This is a genomic window from Streptosporangium saharense (genome assembly GCF_014203715.1).
Lineage (GTDB): Bacteria > Actinomycetota > Actinomycetes > Streptosporangiales > Streptosporangiaceae > Streptosporangium > Streptosporangium saharense.
Genome location: NZ_JACHJP010000001.1, coordinates 1,322,506 through 1,341,675, shown reverse-complemented (window position 1 = coordinate 1,341,675; position 19,170 = coordinate 1,322,506). Strand labels below are relative to the sequence as shown.

Genomic DNA, 19,170 nt, shown 5'->3' with positions numbered 1-19,170 from the left:
ATTCACAGGGGAAGCACCGGCTCCGGCGGCTGCGGCAGGGACGGCCCGGCCGGACGGCGATTCCCCTTGGTCGCCACCCACAGGTAGGTCGGCACGACCGGAAGCAGCGCGCCCAGGACGGGCCTGGGAGTCCGGGACAGCACGCCCTCCGCCACCCGGCCGACCGCGCCGGGGAACAGCTCGGAGCCCGCGAACTCCGCGGGGGTCGCGAGCACCGGGAAGGTGTAGTCCCACACCCGCAGCCCTCTGACCATCCGGCGCAGTCCACGGCGGGTCCGGTAGCGCTCGTAGTAGCTGTCGGCCCGCCCGGACAGGCGCACGTAGCGGTCGGCGAGCGCGGGCGGCAGGTAGGACAGGAACGGCAGCTTGTAGTGCGGCTCCATCACCCCGAGCCGGTTGCCGAGACCGAGGTAGAGCACGCCGTCGGGGGCCAGCACCCGGCGCATCTCCGCCATGATCGCGTCGGGGTCCACCACGTGCTCGTAGATGTGGTTGAAGACCAGCACGTCCACGGAGTCGTCGGGGAAGGGCAGCGCCGTACCGTCCGCGCAGAGGAACCGGACCCGCTCGCCGAAGCGCGCCGACGCCTTGCGCAGGCCGGGCACGTCGATGTCCACGCCGAAGGTCCGGTGCGCGCCCGCCGCCGCCAGCTCGTCGGCGATGAACCCCGCCGAGCAGCCGATGTCGGCGACCGTCAGGCCTTCAAGGACCCGTTCCTTCCTGCCGAGGAAGTGGCCGAGCACCGCCACGATCTTGGCGGCCTTGCGGCGGCGTTTCTCCTCGTCCAGCATGGCCGCCTGGAACTCGGAGTACTCCAGCTGCGCAACCCGCTCGCCGCCCATCGCCCGCTCACCGCTCCTCGTCATCACCGGCCCCTGCCCTCCGCCGGGCAAGCGTACCGGCGCGTCGTCACTCTCACCGGTCACCCACGAGAGCCGCGAGGTAGGCGGCCCAGTAGGGGTCGGGATCGACCGGCTTGACCCCGGCGCGCAGCCGTTCCGGCTCTCCCGGCCGGTAGAACGCCTCAAGCGCAGCCCGCAGGGACTCCACGGAACCCGGCTCGACCAGCAGGCCGTCAACGCCGTCGGTGACGTGGTTTCCCAGCGTCCCCACCCGGCTGGCGATCACCGGCACACCCTGCTCGTGCCCGAGCCACACCTGCTGGCTCGCCGTACCGCCACGGTAGGGCAGGACCAGCGCGTCCACGTCGGCGAACAGCCCGGGCACCTCGGTGTCGGCAACGTAGCCGGGCCGCAGCTCCACCCTGCCGGTCAGTCCGAGTCGCGCGACCAGCGCCTTCGTCTCGTCGAGGCCACCCCAGAACTCCCCGGCGACGCGCAGCGAGACCCCCTCGGGTAGCGCGCGGATCAGCACGTCGAGCCCCTTGTAGGGACGGACCAGGCCGAAGAACAGCAGCCGGTTGGCGACCTCTCCGCTCGTGCGCGCCCGGCCGCGCAGCACGGCGGGCAGGTGCGGCGCCATCTCGGCGACCGTCACCGGGGCGGGCGTCAGCCCCCCGGCCAGCTCCCCCTGCGCCGGGGAGTGCGCCACCACCCCGTCAACCCTGCGCAACAGCGCCCGCATCAACGGCACGTCGTACGGCTTGCGCTCGTGGGGCAGCACGTTGTGGCACAGCGCCACGACCCGGGTGCGGCGGCGCAGGCCGTACAGGATGCCGAGGTAGGCGGGCACCTGCACCGGGCTGAGCACGACGAGGATCACCAGGTCGGCACCGGCGAGGCGGCGCCCGGCGCGCACCCAGCCGTCGGGGCGGCGCCAGTCGAGGTCGCGCAGCACGTTGGGGAAGGGGGCGCCGTCGGGGGTGTCCACGGTCTGCGTGCCGGGATACAGGAAGGAGGGGTACTGCGCCCGCCACGACTCGATCAGCACGTCGTGCCCTGCCGCCCGCAGGCGGTGGGCCAGCTCCGTGGTGTGCGCGACCCCGCCGCCCTTGTAGGGGTGGGCGGGCCCGACGATCGCGACGCGCATCTACTCGCTCCTGGAGCGCACGATGAGGTCGGCCAGCAGCGCGAGCGAGCCGATGAGCAGGCCGGACAGGAAGATGACGATGGTGTTGCTGGTCAGGTAGAACCCGTAGCGGATCATGTCCACCACGCCCTTGACCAGGCCGATGCCGACCAGCCACAGCGCGGGCGGCATGAGGACCTTGAGCGGGTTGAAGTACATGACCATCCGCAGCACCTGCAGGATGTAGCGGTAGGCGTCGGAGATGAAGCTGAACTTGGACTTGCCGGCCCGCTTGCTGTAGTCGATCGGCAGGTAGTAGATGTCGTGCTGGTTCGACAGGAACGACAGCGTGATCGTGGTGACGCAGGAGAAGCCGGGGGGCAGCAGCCTGAGGTACGGCTTGGCGACCGACTTGCGGAAGGCCCGCAGCCCGCTGTTCAGGTCGGGGATCTTCTGCCCGGCGAGCCGTTCCGCCACCTTGCGGATGAACCACTTCGCGGGCACCCGCAGGAGCTTGTGCGAGCCCTCCTCGGTGGTCCGCGCGCCGACGACCTGGTCGATCGTCGCGTCCTTCTCCAGGATCGCCACCAGCTCGGGGATGCGCTCGTTCGGGTAGGTCATGTCCGCGTCGGTCCACACGACGATCTCGCCCCTGGCCTCCTGCGTGCCGATCCTGCGCACGGTGCCCGAGCCGCCGTTGCGGTGGAAGGCCCGCACCCGCATGTTGGGGAAGCGCGGCGCTGCCTCGTGCAGCCTGGCCAGGGTCGCGTCGGTGGAGAAGTCGTCCACGGCCACGAGTTCGTAGGTGTAACCGCTCTCGTCCATGGCCCTGCAGATGCGCTCGACCTCGTCGATGACATGGTTCTGCTCGTTGTAACAGGGCAGGACGATGGTGACGTACGGCGTTGCGTCCACGGCGGTTCCACTCTTCGGCGTCTCGGGCGTGCTCACGTCGGGCGAGGATACTCTGCCCGGCTGGCGGGCGGATCCACTTCGCCCGTCCGGCTCAGCCCTCTCCCACGGCCTCGCCGAGGCTCACGCCCGGCAGTTTCTCCATCGTCGCGGCGAACGACCGGGCACCCGAGGGGTCGGCGAGCCTGACGTAGTAGCCCTCGGAGGCGGGCGCCGAGTCGGGCAGGCGTCTTGCCGTCATGAAGGACAGGACGCGTCTGGCGTGCGCGGCGTCCTCGACGTAGACGTGCTCGACCTCCGCCATGCCCGCCAGCCTGGCCTCGACGGCCCTGCGCTCCTGGGAGGTGACCGGGCCGCGTCCCTCGCAGTCGTCCGGCCCGCACAGCGTGACGTGGGCGTCGGCCTTGCCGTGCCAGAAGTGGTGGCCGTAGGCGGCGGTGTTGGCGACGCCGGGAACCGGGTTGAGCGTCCCGGGGAAGGGGGCGATGTCGGCCCGGTCGCGGAGCGTCCCGACGAACGACTCCGGCAGGTCCCTGGCCTCGACGACGGAGAGCATGATCTCGTCGTCGGCGTAGGCCCTGCGGTAGTCCGCCAGCGCCTCCTGACGGGAGACGAACCGCACGTTCCTCACCTGGGGCATCGCCCGCAGCCTCGCGTCGAGGGCGCGCCGCTGCTCGGCGGTCGCGGCCTTACCGTGGCAGTTCTTCCCCGGCGCGCCGTCCCAGCACAGGAAGACGGAGAACGTCCCGCCCTTCGGCCACGGCCCCCTGGGCGGCGGGGAGAACTTCCCGTCGGTGACGCCCTGCGTGACCCTGGGGGACGGCGCCGCCTGTGCGGCCTGCGCGCTCACCGGCAGCACCGCGGCCACCGCGATCCCGCACAGTACGGCACGGCGGACCCGTGCCCGCGCGCCACTTCCGAAAACCATGGCGTCCAATGCGTCACCCACCGCGCTAACCAGACGTTCTTCACAACAGCCATGAATGGATATCACGGATTCGATCACCGTTCGACGGCAGGACCCCTTGCCAACCGAACCGTTACCTACGGGACTCAGGAGGCGGGTGGGACGGTCATCCAGGCGTCCACGGCCATCGACCAGGTGCCGTTCGGCGGATCGACGAGGGAACGCTCGTCCTGGCGGGCCCGCAGCTTCATCACCTGCACCGGCTCGCCGTACGGGGCCAGTTGGTCGGCCCTGACCGCGAGCAGGACGGGCACCCTGCCCGCGGCGCGGATGTGGCCGACCAGGCGGTCGACGTCGGCCGGGACGGGGATGTCCGCGCCCTCGCGGTAGAAGACCCTGGCGGTCGGCACGCCGCAGGTGCCCCGGACGACCTGGGTGAGCCGGTCGCCGGTGACCCGCTCGACGATCAGCGCGGAGGCGTTGGCGGGCAGGGCCGCGCACATCGCCTCGACCGCGGCGCGCTCACCACGCTCGACCGGGGTGAAGGCCACGCCCGCCGAGGTGACCACGGGCGGGACGAGCAGCAACAGCACCCCCGCCACGACCAGCCCACGCTGTACGGCCCTGCCGTACCCCAGCCTGCGGGCCTTGTCCCTGACCCAGCGCAGGCCCCAGACCGACAGCAGGGCCAGGCCGGGGATGACGACGGGCACCAGGCGCCGGGAGGCCCACGGGTGGTCGGGGGTGATGGAGGGCAGCAGCAGGGTGGCGAACGTGGTCCAGCCGACCACGGCCAGCGGCAGCAGCCAGCCGAACCCGCGCCGCCTGACCAGCCTGCGCGTCAGCAGGGCGGCGGCCATCGTGGCCAGCGCGACGGCCGGAATGCCGAGGTACCAGATCACCCAGTAGAGCGACTCCTCGTAGTAGAGCCGGGTGGGGTCCGGCGCCAGGCCGTTGTCCGTCTGGGTGCGCTGGATGAACGCGGCGTTGAGCGCGTCCTCGGGGGTCACCGGGATGCGGATCACGGTCTGCAGCCACGGCCTGGCCACGAAGACCGCGACGGCCAGCACGACCAGGCCCGCGGCCACCTCGGGAAGCCAGCGCAGCCGTACGGCCCGGCGCAGGAAGGGGGCGAGCACCGGCGCCAGGGCGGCGGCGGCCAGGGTGAGGAGCAGGACCGCGCCGCAGATGGCCAGCAGCGGCCTGACCGAGCCTCCCAGGTAGGTGAGGTACGGCCTGGACAGGAAGTAGGCGGCGGCCAGGCCGATCCCGGTGCCCACGGCGAGGCCGCACAGCAGCGGCAGGCCGAGCCGCCCCTCCTGACGGCCGCCGACCCTGCGCATGGCAATCAGCAGCCCGGCGTAGGCGAGCACGGGCAGGATGTCCCGCAGGCCGTCGATCCTGACCAGCACGGCCAGCCCGAACACCAGGCCCGCCAGGTCGGCGCCCGCGACGGCACCGTAGGCCTGGGCCGCGCGGACCAGCCCGGGGCGCTCCCCCGAGGGGACGGGCGGCAGGTAGCCGAGCCCCATGACGCCGGAACGCAGCCTTGCCCTGGCGTCGTGGATCAGCACGAGCCCGCCGAAGAGCATGATCAGGGACGGGATCTCGCTGAAGGTCGTCCGCGAGGTGTAGAGGATCGGCAGGCTGACCGCGAACACCAGGGCGGCCAGCGGAGCCCAGCGGGCGCCGACGAACCGCGCCACGAGCCCGGAGAAGACCAGCACCGCCAGGGCGCCGAGCAGCGGGGGAACCAGCAGCAGGCCGCCGAGCCCGCCGAGCCAGTGGCCGAGCGCCTGGATCATCGGCGGTCCCGGCATGAACTGCGGCACGACCGCGCCGCCGAAGTCGTAGAAGCCCATGCTCCCGAAGCGCAGTGCGGGATCGGGGCCGCCGAAGGCCGCCTCCTGGTACGGGATCGGCAGCGAGCCGTGCTCGGCGAGCCAGACGGCGTACTGCGCGTAGGTCGCCGGGTCACGGCGGACGATCAGCTGCTCGCTGCCGAACACCGTGTTGAAGACCGCCGAACCGAGGGCGACGGCGACGACCGCCGCGGTCTGTCCCGCGGTCGCCTCGACCGTCTCCGGCAGGCGGCGCAGGCCGTAGCGGCACAGCAGCGCCGCGACCAGCAGGCCGAGCGGCAGCGCGGCCAGCGGCCTGAACCAGCCGAGCATCAGCAGCGTGAACCCGGCCAGCAGCCAGCCCGCCAGAAGGAGCGCGGGCACGGCGGAGAGCACGGCGAGCACCCTGCCCGCCGTGGGTCCGCGCGCGCTGTCCCACGGGCCGATCCTCATGGCTGGCCCCGAGCGTAGCGGCAGCGCCGCGCGACGGCGACGGGGGCGCGCGACGGGCGGCCCCGAGCGGGTAGCGTACGCGCAGCGTGCGAAGGGGGCAGCGGTGGTCGGGTGGGTGCGGGGGCGCCGAGGGCTTCCTGACGGGCTTTCCCTGGCCCTGCCGGGGGCGTTGCGGGAGCGGTGGTTCCTGGTGGTGCTCGGTCTCGGGGCCGCCCTGCGGGCGCTGGCCATGCTCGGCTACCGGCCCGCGCTGTGGTTCCCCGACTCCTACACCTACGTGGTCACCGCGATGCGGCCCAGGCCCGACCTGGTCCGTCCCGCCGGTTACTCGATGTTCCTGCGGCTGTTCGAGCCCTTCCACAGCTTCGCCGTCGTCGCGGGAGTCCAGCACCTGCTGGGGCTGCTGACGGGGGTGCTGGTCTACCTCACCGCGCGGCGGCTGCGCGCCCCCGCCTGGGCCGCGACGCTCGCCTGCGTCCCCATCCTGCTCGACGCCTACCAGATCGAGCTTGAGCACCTGCTGGTCTCCGACACGCTGTTCACGACGCTCGTGGTCGCCGCCGTCTGCCTGGCCGTACGGCGGGCCGACGGGCGGGGGTGGGTGGTCAGGGCGAGCGCGATCGGGCTGCTGGTGGCCGGGGCGACGCTGACCAGGACGGTCGGGCTGCCGCTGGTCGCGCTGCTGGGCGCGTGGCTGCTCTACCGGGAGCGGGGCCGGGTGGCGGTCGCGGCGGTGACGCTGGCCGCCGCGGCGCTGCCGATCGTGGGCTACGGGGTCTGGTTCCACGCGACCACCGGCCGGATCGGCCTGGTCGGGGCGAACGGCGCCTTCCTCTACGCCAAGACGATGACGTTCGCCGACTGCGCGGTGATGAAGCCCTCTCCCGAGTTGGCCGTCCTGTGCGACCCTCGCCCTCCGGCGCAGCGGCCTCCCTCGCAGGAGTACATCTGGGACCCGGCGTCTCCGCTGGTCAAGCTGCCGGGCATCACCTTCACCCGGGAGACCGACGCGCTGGCCGGGGAGTTCGCCTCGCTGGCCATCCGGAGTCAGCCACTGGACTATCTGGGCTCGGTCCTGACGGAACTCGGCCGCTCCTTCACCCTGGACCGGCCGGTCTATCCCGACCAGGAGATCTACGACCACTACCTGTTCCCGGTCACGACGCCGGAGCCGCCCGGGCGCTACCCGGCCGTCGTCGGCGCCGGCTTCGCCCAGCGCTACGAGCGGGGACCGATCGACACCGAGGTCGTCGAGCCGTACGCGGGCTGGATGCGGGCCTACCAGGGTGTCGCCGCCCTGCCCGGCGCCGCGCTGCTGGTGATCCTGCTCGTCCCCCCGGTGGTCGCGGTCGTACGGCGGGCGGAGCTTTCGACGGCGTGGGTGCTGCCGTGGGCGACGGCGGTGACGCTGCTGGTCATGCCCGCCGCGGTGGCCGAGTTCGACTACCGCTACGTGCTGCCCGCCGTACCACTGGCCGGGCTTGCAGCGGCTTTCGCCGCGAGTAAACCTTCTTTCAGTAACATTCCAAGAAATGTCCGTATTTGAGTATGCTGGGCCGCCGTATCATCACGAAGGCTCCGGGGGGCGGTCATGGCCGAGTTCACATCATCACGGCCCCCCGCGCTGACTTCGTGACCTACTCTTTGGGCGCAATGAGCGAGCTGGGAAAGCGGGCGTTGCCGCCGAGCAAGGAGATCGCATGAGCGACCACCGGCACGTCGCCGTGAGCGATCACACCACAGAACCGGCCCTTCCCGGACGCAGGGCGTCCAGGCGCGCGGGCAGGAACGGGGTGGCTCCCGAGGAGATCTCTCCTCTTTACCAGGAAACTCCCAGGAAAGGCGGCGGCGGCCGCTCCAAGGGAGGTGGCAAAACGGGGAAACTCGGCATCGGCTCCTGGATCAGCATCGCGCTGACCGGCGTCATGGTGGTCGGCACCCTCACCGGCTACAAGTTCTACCGGGACATCGAGGGCAACATCTCCCGCGAGGACGTCGAGGACAAACTTGGCGCGAACCGCCCACCGGAGACGGGCGCGCTCAACGTCCTCGTCGTCGGCTCCGACAGCCGCGACGGCGCGGGCAACAAGAAGTACGGCCAGCACCTGCAGGGAACGGGCGAGCGGACCGACACCATCATCCTTCTGCACATCTCCCCGAACCGCGACAAGGCGACGCTGATCAGCTTCCCCCGCGACTCGATGGTCCAGGCGCCCGACTGCCAGAACCCCAAGACCAAGGCGCTCATCCCCGCAGGTCTCCGGCAGATCAACGCGACCTTCAACGACGGCGGCATCGCCTGCACGTGGAAGACGATCGAGACGCTCACCCAGATCCACATCAACCACTTCGTCAAGGTCGACTTCTCCGGATTCAAGGGCATCATCGACGCCCTCGGCGGCATCGAGATCTGCCTGCCCAAGGACGTCATGGACAAGAAGGCCAAGCTCGACCTGAAGAAGGGCAAGCACATCGTGAAGGGCGAGACCGCCCTGGCCTACGTGCGTGCCCGCTACACGCTCGGCGACGGCAGCGACATCAGCCGCATCAAGCGCCAGCAGGTCTTCCTCACCCAGGTGATGAAGAAGGCCACCAGCTCCGACCTGCTGACCAGCCTGCCCAAGCTGACCGCCTTCCTTGAGGCCGCGACCTCCTCGGTGACGATGGACCGCAACCTCACCACGGGACGGCTCCTGGAGATCGCGCAGAGCGCGGCCTCGCTCAACGCCAAGGGCCTGAAGTCGGTCACCGTGCCGTGGAAGCCGTACGCGCCCGACCCGGGCCGGGTCGAGTGGGCCCAGCCGAAGGCCGACCAGCTCTTCGCCGCGATCCGCAGCGACATCGAGGTGCAGCCGACCGCCACGCCGAAGCCCTCGGCCAGCCCGGGTCAGACCACGGCCCCCGCCAAGCCCGCGATCAAGCCCGCCCAGGTCAGGGTCCAGGTGCTCAACGGCACCAACACCTCGGGCAGGGCTCAGGAGGTGGCCGACGCCCTGGCCGCGCAGGGCTTCACGGTGGTCGAGGTGGGTGACGCGCGGCTGCCCAGCGGCGCCGACCAGCCGAGGACGCGCGTCCTGTACGCCAAGAACGCCCAGGAGGGCGCCGACTACGCCACCCCGGTGACCGCCAAGCTCCTCAACAAGACGAAGGTCAAGCCGGAGGGCGGCAAGATCAGGCCGGGCAGCAGCAAGCCGTACGTCCCCACGGCCGCGACCACGGCCCCGACCGCGACGCCGACGGCGAGCGCGCCCACCGCCCCGGTCGACGGTCAGGGACCGGTGATCCAGTTGGTCATCGGTGCCGACTGGGAGGGCGTCGCCGCCCCCATCAAGATCCCGGACAGCATCAAGGACGACGTGGTCGACGCCAACACCAACCCCTGCCTCTGACCCCCGGTTTCCTCGGAAACCGGGGCGTTCTCCCAGCTCCGGACCGTCCGACGGTCACGAAACCCCGTGAAACGCGGTGTGCTCGTGCGACATCGCGTCCAAGAGCGTTTATGGTGGTCCGACCGGTGGGGCGACTCCGTCGCCCGCCCGTGTCACGGGCGATCTCGCCGGTCCGCTTCCCGTCTCCGACAGATAGCTGAGCGTTTTCCTCGTGAGCGACACCCGACCCTCTTCCCAGGTACCGGCCCCACGAGACGACGGCGCCCCCGGCGCCGGAGACGGCGGGCAACCCGGCGCACAGGGCGAAAGGGCGGCTCCCTGGCCCCAACCCCCGAGCTGGCCGGTCACCTCCGAAGGCGGGGGTTCCGAAGGGGCAGGCTCCGAAGGGGCGGGCGAGGTCACCGCGTGGGGCTACCCCGCCTACCGGGAACCGGGCAACGCCCCAGGAAACGGAGCGAGTTCCGGAGAGGCCGCGTCGGGCGCGCGGCAGACGCGCAGCCCCTACCCCGACCCCCACGAGACCCCGGCCCCCGCACCCGACCCCAGGGACCGGGACGCGCGGTGGGCGCAGGAGTTCGGCGCGGCGCAGGCGCGGGCGTGGACCTCGGGCACCTCCTCCTCGGAGACCTTCTCCTACTGGGAGAACTCCGCCCGCCAGCAGCCTGAGCCCTCCCACGGGTCCTACGGGGAGAACCCCGCGCGGCAGCGGCCGGAGCCCCGAGAGAACGACCGGCAGCCCTCCGCGTGGGGAGAGGCGACCGTCTCTCCCTGGGAGCACGTGCCCCCCGTCCCCCCGCACGCCGAGTCCTGGGACCAGGCACCTCCCGGCCCGCCCCCCGCCACGCCGTACACCGAGCCCGTCTCCGCCGAGGTTCCCGAGCGGGCCGCGCCGCGGCGGCGGGGCTCGCGGGCCGCCCGGATGGACGCCCGGCCCAGGATCCCCGCCTACCTGAACGAGCACGCCCCGGCCACCGAGCAGCAGGGCGTGCAGGTTCCCGTCGGCGCGCACGCCGCCCCCGGTCTGTCCACCAGGGACATGACGGCCCTGGAGTGGGAGCAGCGGGCCTACGCCGAGGAGCCCCCCGCGGCCCCGGCGAAGAAGAAGCGCGAGCCGTACCTCGACAACGTCAAGTTCATCCTGATCGCCCTGGTGGTCACCGGGCACTCGCTGGTGCCGACCCTGGCCGCACACTCGTCCAAGTCGGCCTACCTGTTCATCTACACGTTCCACATGCCGGCGTTCGTACTGATCAGCGGCTACCTGGGACGTAACTTCTGGAACTCGAACGCGAAGATCAACAAGCTGGTCGACACCATGCTGGTGCCGTACGCGTTCATCGAGATCGGCTACGCCCTGCTGCGTTACTCGCTCGGCCAGAAGTGGACCCTGACGATCATCGACCCGGCCTGGCTGAACTGGTATCTCGTCGCGCTGGTGCTCTGGCGGATCTCCACGCCCATCTGGACCAGGATGCGCAGGCCGCTGCTGGTCGCGGTGACCATATATATGGTGGCGGGCTTCTCCGAGATTTCCGGCGACTTCAGCCTCGACCGGTTCTTCGGCCTGCTGCCGTTCTACGTGTTCGGCCTGCTGCTCAAGCCCGAGCACTTCGACCTGCTCAAGCCGCTCTGGGTGCGGATCGCCGCCGGGTTCGTCATCGCCGGGGCCGTCGCGGTGGCCATCTACATCGCCCCCCGGGTGGGCCTCGACCCGGTCTACTACCGCTACAGCTTCAAGTACATGCACATCAGCTGGTGGATGGGCCTGATCGTGCGCGCGGCCATGCTGCTGGCGGGCCTGACGCTCTCCATCGCGGTGCTGGCGCTCGTGCCCAGACGCGAGACCTGGTTCTCCGACCTGGGCACCCGCACGCTCTACGCCTATCTGCTGCACGGCGTCATCGTGCTCATCGCCAAGGACCAGAAGTGGCTGAGCGTTCCGTGGCTGTACGGCCCGCTCGGCGTGCTGGCTATCGCGTCGAGTGCCCTGGTGCTGGCGATCATCCTGTGCCTGCCGCAGACCCGGACGCTCTTCAAGTGGCTGCTCGAACCGCGCCTGGTCTGGCTGTACCGCAGGCCCTCCTCCAGGGAGAGTTCAGCCGCCATTCCCCGGTAGTTCACTCAACACATCCGGTGAGGACGGAACCGACACTCAGCATCGGCATATGCGGGTATGTGTCGGGACGATCGTCCATCACCCCGAAGACGCCCGGATCATGCATCGGCAGATCCGGGCGCTCCTCGACGCCGGGCACGACATCACCTATGTCGCGCCCTTCACCGACTGCAACGTCACGCCCGATCCCGGGATCAGGGCGATCGACGTGCCCCGCGCGACCGGGCGGCGCCGCAGGCGCGCGTTCAAGGCCGCCAGGAAGGCCCTCAAACGCGGGCTCGACGGTGCCGACCTGTTGATCGTCCACGACATCGAGCTGCTGCTCCGGCTGCCGAGGCGCCGTCCCGCGACCGTGTGGGACGTGCACGAAGACACCGCGGCCGCCATCGAGGCCAAGCCGTACCTGCCGGGGGTGCTGCGCCGTACGCTGCCGTCGCTGGTGCGCGGGATCGAGGCCAGGGCGGAGCGTCGTATGCACCTGATCCTGGCCGAGGAGGCATATCAGGAGCGCTTCTCCGGGACCCACCCCGTGGTGCTCAACACCACCTACGTGCCCCGGCGCCAGCCCGCTCCGCCCGTGGGGAACCGGGTGATCTACGTCGGCCACCTGTCGGCGGCCAGGGGGGCCGTCGAGCTGGTCGAGCTGGCCAGGCGGCTGCTGCCGTACGGGATCAGGACCGACCTGGTCGGGGCGGCCGACCAGGAGATCAGGCCGCTGCTGCGGGACGCGCAACGGGAGGGCGTGCTCGACTGGTACGGCTACGTGCCCAACCAGCACGCGCTGCGAATGGCCGAGGGGGCGATCGCCGGGCTCTCCCTGCTGCACGACGTGCCCAACTACCGGCAGTCGATGCCGACCAAGGTCGTGGAGTACATGGCCAGGGGTGTGCCGGTGGTGACGACGCCGCTGCCCGCGGCGGCCTCCATGGTTGAGCGGGTCGGCTGCGGCGTCGTGGTGCCGTTCGGGGACGTGGACGCGGCGCTGCACGCCGTACTGGGACTGCGGGACGACCTCGGCGGGGCCGCGGCGATGGGCAAGCGCGGGCATGAGGAGGCGCTGACCCACCACCACTGGCCCGACCAGGCGGGCGAGTTCGTCGGCCGCCTTGAGGAATGGGCGGGCAAACCGGTGACGTCGGCCGTGGAGATTGGTGTACTGGAGGCATGGCACGCCATCTGATCCAGGGACGTGAGATCGCCACACCGGTCCGCGTCCGCGACGCGGTGGCGTGCGCCGCCTCCTATCTCGTCAGGGCGGACGCCGCCCGGGCCGTGATCGCCTACTCGGGGCTCGACGTCGCCGAGGTGCTGCCGGGCAGGGCCCTGTGCACGCTCGCGTTCGCCGAGCACGCCGACGGCGACCTGGAGCCCTGCCGGGAGTTCGCCGTCTCCTTCCTGACCAGGCCGCCCGACGCGGGGCCGCCGCCCAGGGCGCGTGGCCTGCGGGCGAACCTGGCCGAACTGCGCAGGACGGGGGCGGGGTCGTTCGTCCACTGGCTGCCCGCCGACCGGAGCTTCGCCGCCGAGGCAGGGCGCGTGATCTGGGGCTTCCCCCGGGAGGTCGCCGACATCGACCTGCGGCTGGCCTCGCCGTACAAGCGGTGCGTGGTGCGCAGGGACGGCCGCCTTGTGCTCGACCTGCTCGTCAAGCCGGGCATGCCCCTGCCCTTCGCGGGCACGGTCACGCCGCCGAGGGCCTACGGCCAGCTCGACGGTGTCACCCGGCGTGTTCCCTGGTCAGCGGCCCTGCGCGGGGTCCGTGCCCGGCTCGGCGGGGCGCTGATCCGGCTGGGCAACCACCCGATCGCCAAGGAGCTGAGCGAGCTGGGCCTGCCCAGACGGGCGGTGCTGACGGGCACGGTCTCCCACCTGGCCATGACGTTCGGCGAGGCCAAGCAGCTCTAACTGGTTCAGTTCTCCAGTTCGAGGAGCGGCAGCTCGGCGCGGGTCGGCAGGCCCTGCCAGTCGCTGGGGCTCGACGCGGCGAAGGCCGCGAGCTGGGCGCCCCTGCGCAGCCTGTCCGTCGGGTGCAGCCGGTCGAGCAGGGCGCTGAGATAGCCCGCGACGAAGGCGTGCTCGCACCCGCCGGGATCGACCACGGGTGCCACGATGCCCGGGGCGTCGTGGCGGACGCCGTCCACCCGCACGCTCGCGCCCCTGGTCCCCCTGAGCACCACGACCTGCCTGCCGCCGCCGAGCGCGGGTTTGACCAGGTCGAGTTCGCTCTGCCGGACGAACAGCAGGTCCGCGGAGGAGGCCAGGGCGCCGAGGACCTCCTCCGCCTCCCGCAGGTCGGGCCAGAGCTGGTCGCGGTAGTCGACGGCGACAGAGACCACGACCCCCGCCGTCTGCGCCGCCCGCACCGCCGCGTGCATGGCGTCGCGCGCGCTCAGCGCCGCGGTGATCCCGCTGACGTGCAGGATGCGCACGGCCGCGATCCGGTCGATGGGAACGTTCCCCTGGGCGAGCCGGGTGCCCGTCCGGTAGTGGGTGACCTTGGCCGCCTGACCCGGCCTGGCCTCGCGCAGGATCATCCCGGTCGCCGAGCCGTCCTCGGTCCTGGCGTCGGAGACGTCCACGCCCTCGCCGCGCAGCGCGGTGAGCGCCCGCTGGCCCAGCTCGTCGGCGCCCACCTTGCCCAGCCACGCCACCTTGTGCCCGAGTCTGGCCAGGCCGATCGCGACGGTGAACTCCGATCCCGTGACGTCCAGTCTGACCTCGTGCTCGTGCCGGATCCGACCGCTGCTGACGACGGCGAAGGCCTCGCCGAGGGTGTAGACGTCCACGGGGGAAACCTTTCGCGGCGCGCTGCGACGCCGATGGAGCCATGTTCGGATTCCGAACTCTAGCGATTCGTCCAGCCCCGTGCGGCTTCCCTCCTGGTTCCCAGTTCCTTTCAGGTCATCAGAGGTCTGAGGACCTGCTATGGTCCTGGTGTCGAAGGAAAGCCCCCGGGAGGTGGGAGATGGCCGAGTCGCCCGGCCTGCGGCACGGACCCGTCGTGCCGCAACTGGAGAGTCTGCTGCGCGAGCTGCTCAGGGAGCAGCGGTGGAAGGCCGGTGAACGGCTGCCCAGCGAGGTGCGGCTGGCCGAGGAGCTCGGTGTCGGCCGCTCCTCGGTGCGCGAGGCCATCCGCCTGCTGGCCCGTGACGGTCTTGTTGACGTACGGCACGGCTCCGGCACGTTCGTCACGGACCTGTCCACGATCCCCCACGAGGGGCCCGACGTGCGCCAGCTCCTGCGCAGGGCCAGGCTGCTTGAGGCCTACGAGGTGCGCAGGGCGCTTGAGGTCGAGGCCGCCAGGCTCGCCGCGCGACGCATCCGCCCCGAGGACGTCGAGCGGCTACGGGCGAGCCTGCGCGAGCGTCAGGAGCGGGTCGGCGGCGACCCCGCGGCCTTCGTGGACGCCGATCTGGACTTCCACCACGCGATCGTGGAGCTTTCCGGCAACGCCGTGCTGGTCGGCCTGTTCGACGTGGTGCGTCCCGTGCTGCGCGCGGCGCTGATCGAGATGGTCACCCACGAGGCCGCCCTGCCCGACGTCTCGTGTGCCCACGCCGCCGTGCTCGAAGCACTGGAGCGTGGCGACGCCGAGGCCGCGGTGGCCGCGACGGCCGACAACCTGGAGGGCACGATGGCCTTCATCAGGGCGGAGATGGCCGACCGATGATCGTCTCCCACCCCTCGGGCAACGGGCCCGTCCTGCGCGCGCAGGAGGTCGACGTCGTGCGCGACGGCAACCACCTGCTGCGGCAGATCTCCCTGACGGTGCGCAGGGGCGAGCACTGGGCCCTGCTCGGCGCCAACGGCGCGGGCAAGAGCACGCTGCTCAACCTGCTGGGCGCGGTCACCCACCCCACCCGTGGCGTCGTCGAGGTGCTCGGGCGCAGGCTGGGCCGGGTCGACATGCGGGAGCTGCGCTCCTACCTGGGCCACGTCGATCCGCGTCACGCCCCCGACTCCCCGCTGCAAGTCAGGGAGGTCGTCCTGACCGGCCTGACGAACACCATCGCGCTCGTGCCCCGCTGGGAGCCGACCGAGGAGGAGTCACGGCGCGCCGACCACCTGATCGAGCTGCTGGGCATGGGCTCCAGGGGTGAGGCGCGCTGGCCGACGCTCTCCCAGGGCGAGCGCGGCCGGGCCCTGATCGCCAGGGCGCTCATGCCCAGCCCACGGCTGCTGCTGTTCGACGAGCCCGCCACGGGGCTGGACCTGGCCGCCCGCGAGCAGCTCCTGGGCAGCATCGACGCCCTCAGGCACGAGCATCCCTCGCTGGCCACGGTCCTGGTCACCCATCACCTGGAGGAGCTCCCCGCGAGCACCACCCACGCGATGCTGCTCAGGAAGGGCCACTGCCTGGCCTCGGGTCCCGTTGACGACGTCCTGACGACCGACCTGATCAGCGCGTGCTTCGACCATCCGGTGCGGATCACCCGCGGTGAGGGCCGCTGGAGCGCCAAGGCCGCCACCCTGGTGACGGCCTCCTGACCTTCTTCCCCGGTTCCATCGGGGAAGATCACTGCCGCAAGTCGTCTGAGGTCTGATGTCAGTCCTCTCTTCTTATGAGAAAGACATGGAAGTGAAGAACAACAGGGCCCTGGGGCTGCTCACGGTCACCCACGGGGTCAACGACATGTACCAGGGAGCCGTCCCCGCCCTGCTCCCCTTCCTGGTGGCCGAGCGCGGTTACAGCTACGCGCTGGTCACGGGGATCATCGTGGCCGCCACCGGCCTGTCCAGCGTCGTGCAGCCGCTGTTCGGCGTGGTCATCGACCGCCGTCCGATGGGCTGGCTGGTCGCCGTGGGCATGATGGCGGCCGGTCTCGGGGTCGGCCTGTCCGGCCTGGTCGACGACTACGCGTGGACGTGGCTCGCCATCGCCCTCTCCGGTCTGGGCGTGGCCGCCTACCACCCGGCCGCGGCCAAGGCGGCGCGGGTCGTCGGCGGCGGCTCCGCGCGCTCGATGGGCATCTTCTCCGTCGGCGGCAACGTCGGGGTCGCGCTCGCCCCGCTGTTCGTCGCCCTCATCCTCAACGCCGCGGGCACCCGGGGCACCTGGCTGCTGGCCGTGCCCGCCGTGGTGGCCGGGGTCGGCTACCTCCTGGCACGGCGCTCTCCCCGCGCCTCCGGCTCCGTCCCTTCCGCCTCGGCCGCCTCGGTGAGCGCGGCCGGGGTCACGGGGCGCGACGACTGGCGGGCATTCGGCTGGCTGTCGGCCCTGGCGGTCTTCTGGTCGGTCCCCTACGTCGTGATGGGCTCGTTCGCCGCCCTGAACGTCATCGGCCGCTTCCACGTCTCGACCGCGACCGGGGCGGCCACGCTCACCGCGTTCACCGCGGGCGGCGTGGTCGGCACCCTCGTTGGCGGATGGCTCGCCGAGCGGCGGGGGCGGCTGAGCACGATCCGCCTCGGTTACCTGACGGCCGCGCTCGCGGTGGCGGGCGTGGTGCTCGTGCCCAGCCTGGCGGGGGTGCTGTGCTGCACGCTGCTGTTCGGCACCGCCCTGTTCGTGCCCTTCGCCGCCCAGGTCACCCTGGCCCAGGACTACCTTCCCAACCGGGTGGGAACGGCCAGCGGCCTCACCCTGGGGCTAACCCTGTCGGTCGGCGGCCTGCTCTCCCCCGCCTTCGGCGCCCTGGCCGACGCCTGGGGAGTGCACACCGTGCTGGCGACCCTCATCGCGGTCCTGGCCGTGGCCGTCCTGCTCACGCTGAGGCTCCCCGAGCCCTCCGGTCTCGTCCAAGCTCCCCGTCCCGTGGCGGAACCCGCCGCATGACACCTGGGGTCCCAGAAAGTGCGGAACCCCCGGGCCTGGCAACCACCGGCACCGCCCTCGTACGGCTCGGCGGACCTCACGGCCCGGGGGCTCTTCCCCGCCCTTGGGTGCCGGATCCCTTCCCGGTTCGGTTCACTTATCACCACTTAAGGAAAATTTGTTCCTTATCTCCTGGTCAGCGGGGTCGCGGCGCTTGGTGGATATGTCGGGCGACACGCCTTTTGACCTGTTAAACGGGACGAGGCCGGGTACCGCATGCTTGGGGCTCAACACACCAGACACCAGGGGGAGATCGAATGGCTTCGGTACCCACCATCAGGTTGAACAACGGCGTCGAGATCCCGCAGCTGGGTTTCGGGACCTACCAGATCAAACCCGCCGAGACGAAGGTGGCGGTGCTGGCCGCGCTCGACGTCGGTTACCGGCACATCGACACCGCCGAGATGTACGGCAACGAGAAGCAGGTCGGGGAGGCGATCAGGGAGTCCGGTCTCGACCGGGGCGAGGTGTTCGTCACGAGCAAGCTGAACAACGGCTTCCACGCCCACGACGACGCGCTGAAGGCGTTCGACCGGACGTTGGAGGACCTGGGGTTCGACTACCTGGACCTGTTCCTCATCCACTGGCCGCTGCCCGCCGTCGGCGGCTTCGTGGAGACCTGGAGGGCCCTGGAGGAGATCTACGGCTCGGGACGCGCCAGGGCCATCGGCGTCTCCAACTTCCAGACGAGCCACCTGCGCAGACTCCTGGAAGAGACCGAGACCGTGCCCGCCGTCAACCAGGTCGAGGCGCACCCGTACCTCACCCAGGACGAGGTCAGGGCATTCGACGCCGAACACGACATCGCCACCGAGGCCTGGTCTCCGATCGCACAGGGCAAGGTGCTCCACGACCCGACGATCATCCGGATCGCCGAACGGCACAGCAGGACACCCGCCCAGGTGACACTGCGCTGGCACATCCAGCGGGGCGACATCGTCTTCCCCAAGTCGGTCAACGTCGAGCGCATGGAGGAGAACTTCCACATCTTCGACTTCGACCTGTCCGAGGAGGAGATGAACGAGATCTCGGCCCTCAACCGCGACGAACGCGTCGGCCCCGACCCGGACACCTTCAACTGGATCCCCTGATCCCGCGTGCGGTGACCCGTGGCTTCTTTGGGGCGGTCCGGCTCCAGGGGCGGCCACGTCGGCAGGTCACAACGGTGACGGCCGCCCGGCCGGACGGTCGTCACCGGCGCGTCGCTTCTCCCTTTTCCCAAGGGCTTTCTGTCGGGCCTCTCCTGAGGACGCGCATTCCGCCGGTCGCGTCCATGGGGGTGGTGAGCGTGGTGGCCGAGACATGAGGACGGCCATCACGTGAAGGGCACACCAGGGGGTGGATCCTTCGTGGAGTTTCCACGATCGCCGATACCGCGCCCATCAGCGTTCCCGGACTCGCGGTTCCTTCGTGATGGCGCGTCAAGCGTGATGGCGCGTCAAGTCCGGAAGAGCAAGGAGCGACGCCGTGCATGGCGGCGTGCCGCCTCCCACGCTGAAAGGCGCCCCTCGCTCCGGGATGCGTCCTCTCCGCTCCAGGCACACACTTCCCGTTCCAGGAACGCGCCCATCGCCCCGGGAACACGCTTCTCACTCCAGAGATGCCCCTCGGCCCAGGCACGTGTCCCTCACTTCAGAGAGGTGCCCCTCGCTCCAGGTACGCGCCTCTCGTCCCAGGCATGCACCTCCGCTCCGAGCACACGTCTCCTGGAATGGAAGATCACCAAGGGAGGCAAAGCGAAGGGGGACGCGCTCGGCTTCGAGGTGGGC

At 71.0% G+C, this 19,170-nt stretch carries 15 protein-coding genes; 9 read left to right on the top strand and 6 right to left on the bottom strand.

The annotated features are described in order from the left end of the window. Positions 1-2: 2 nt before the first annotated feature. From FHS44_RS06530 to FHS44_RS06510, 5 genes are all read right to left on the bottom strand, one after another. Positions 3-866, bottom strand: a complete 864-nt coding sequence (locus tag FHS44_RS06530; RefSeq protein ID WP_246435096.1) for a class I SAM-dependent methyltransferase — start codon at positions 864-866, stop codon at positions 3-5. 49 nt (positions 867-915) lie between these two features. Continuing rightward, entirely contained in the window at positions 916-1,989 is a 1,074-nt protein-coding gene (locus tag FHS44_RS06525; protein WP_184712935.1) for a glycosyltransferase family 4 protein, read from the bottom strand. After that, entirely contained in the window at positions 1,990-2,919 is a 930-nt protein-coding gene (locus FHS44_RS06520) for a glycosyltransferase family 2 protein (protein ID WP_184712934.1), read from the bottom strand. A gap of 55 nt (positions 2,920-2,974) precedes the next feature. Continuing rightward, complete coding sequence (locus tag FHS44_RS06515) at positions 2,975-3,808, bottom strand: permease-like cell division protein FtsX (RefSeq protein WP_184712933.1); 834 nt, start codon at positions 3,806-3,808, stop codon at positions 2,975-2,977. A 125-nt stretch (positions 3,809-3,933) separates the two neighbouring features. Then, entirely contained in the window at positions 3,934-6,081 is a 2,148-nt protein-coding gene (locus FHS44_RS06510) for a hypothetical protein (RefSeq protein ID WP_184712932.1), read from the bottom strand. A gap of 103 nt (positions 6,082-6,184) precedes the next feature. Here FHS44_RS06510 and FHS44_RS06505 point away from each other — a divergent pair, with 103 nt between their 5' ends. From FHS44_RS06505 to FHS44_RS06485, 5 genes are all read left to right on the top strand, one after another. Then, complete coding sequence (locus FHS44_RS06505) at positions 6,185-7,627, top strand: hypothetical protein (protein ID WP_312863543.1); 1,443 nt, start codon at positions 6,185-6,187, stop codon at positions 7,625-7,627. Between the two features lie 154 nt (positions 7,628-7,781). Then, complete coding sequence (locus FHS44_RS06500; RefSeq protein WP_184712931.1) at positions 7,782-9,470, top strand: LCP family protein; 1,689 nt, start codon at positions 7,782-7,784, stop codon at positions 9,468-9,470. Between the two features lie 211 nt (positions 9,471-9,681). After that, positions 9,682-11,586: an acyltransferase family protein gene (locus FHS44_RS42270; RefSeq protein WP_184712930.1), complete on the top strand. Its 1,905-nt coding sequence runs from the start codon at positions 9,682-9,684 to the stop codon at positions 11,584-11,586. Between the two features lie 49 nt (positions 11,587-11,635). Next, entirely contained in the window at positions 11,636-12,766 is a 1,131-nt protein-coding gene (locus tag FHS44_RS06490; protein ID WP_184712929.1) for a glycosyltransferase family 4 protein, read from the top strand. Continuing rightward, positions 12,751-13,491, top strand: a complete 741-nt coding sequence (locus tag FHS44_RS06485) for an acetoacetate decarboxylase family protein (protein ID WP_184712928.1) — start codon at positions 12,751-12,753, stop codon at positions 13,489-13,491. The genes FHS44_RS06490 and FHS44_RS06485 overlap by 16 nt, the downstream gene beginning before the upstream one ends. A gap of 5 nt (positions 13,492-13,496) precedes the next feature. Here the strand turns inward: FHS44_RS06485 and FHS44_RS06480 are convergent, their stop codons facing one another. Continuing rightward, positions 13,497-14,372, bottom strand: a complete 876-nt coding sequence (locus tag FHS44_RS06480) for a sugar kinase (RefSeq protein ID WP_184712927.1) — start codon at positions 14,370-14,372, stop codon at positions 13,497-13,499. Between the two features lie 179 nt (positions 14,373-14,551). Between FHS44_RS06480 and FHS44_RS06475 the strand changes: the two genes are divergently transcribed. The 4 genes from FHS44_RS06475 (at position 14,552) to FHS44_RS06460 (ending at position 18,492) form a co-directional block, all read left to right on the top strand. Then, positions 14,552-15,256 (top strand): FadR/GntR family transcriptional regulator, encoded by a 705-nt coding sequence (locus tag FHS44_RS06475; protein ID WP_184712926.1) that lies wholly within the window; start codon positions 14,552-14,554, stop codon positions 15,254-15,256. Then, on the top strand, positions 15,253-16,074 hold the full coding sequence (locus FHS44_RS06470) for an ABC transporter ATP-binding protein (protein WP_184712925.1): 822 nt from the start codon (positions 15,253-15,255) through the stop codon (positions 16,072-16,074). Before FHS44_RS06475 ends, FHS44_RS06470 begins: the two co-directional genes overlap by 4 nt. Before the next feature lie 85 nt (positions 16,075-16,159). Next, entirely contained in the window at positions 16,160-17,362 is a 1,203-nt protein-coding gene (locus tag FHS44_RS06465) for an MFS transporter (RefSeq protein ID WP_184712924.1), read from the top strand. Positions 17,363-17,658: 296 nt separating this feature from the next. Then, complete coding sequence (locus tag FHS44_RS06460; protein ID WP_184712923.1) at positions 17,659-18,492, top strand: aldo/keto reductase; 834 nt, start codon at positions 17,659-17,661, stop codon at positions 18,490-18,492. Positions 18,493-19,170: the final 678 nt, after the last annotated feature.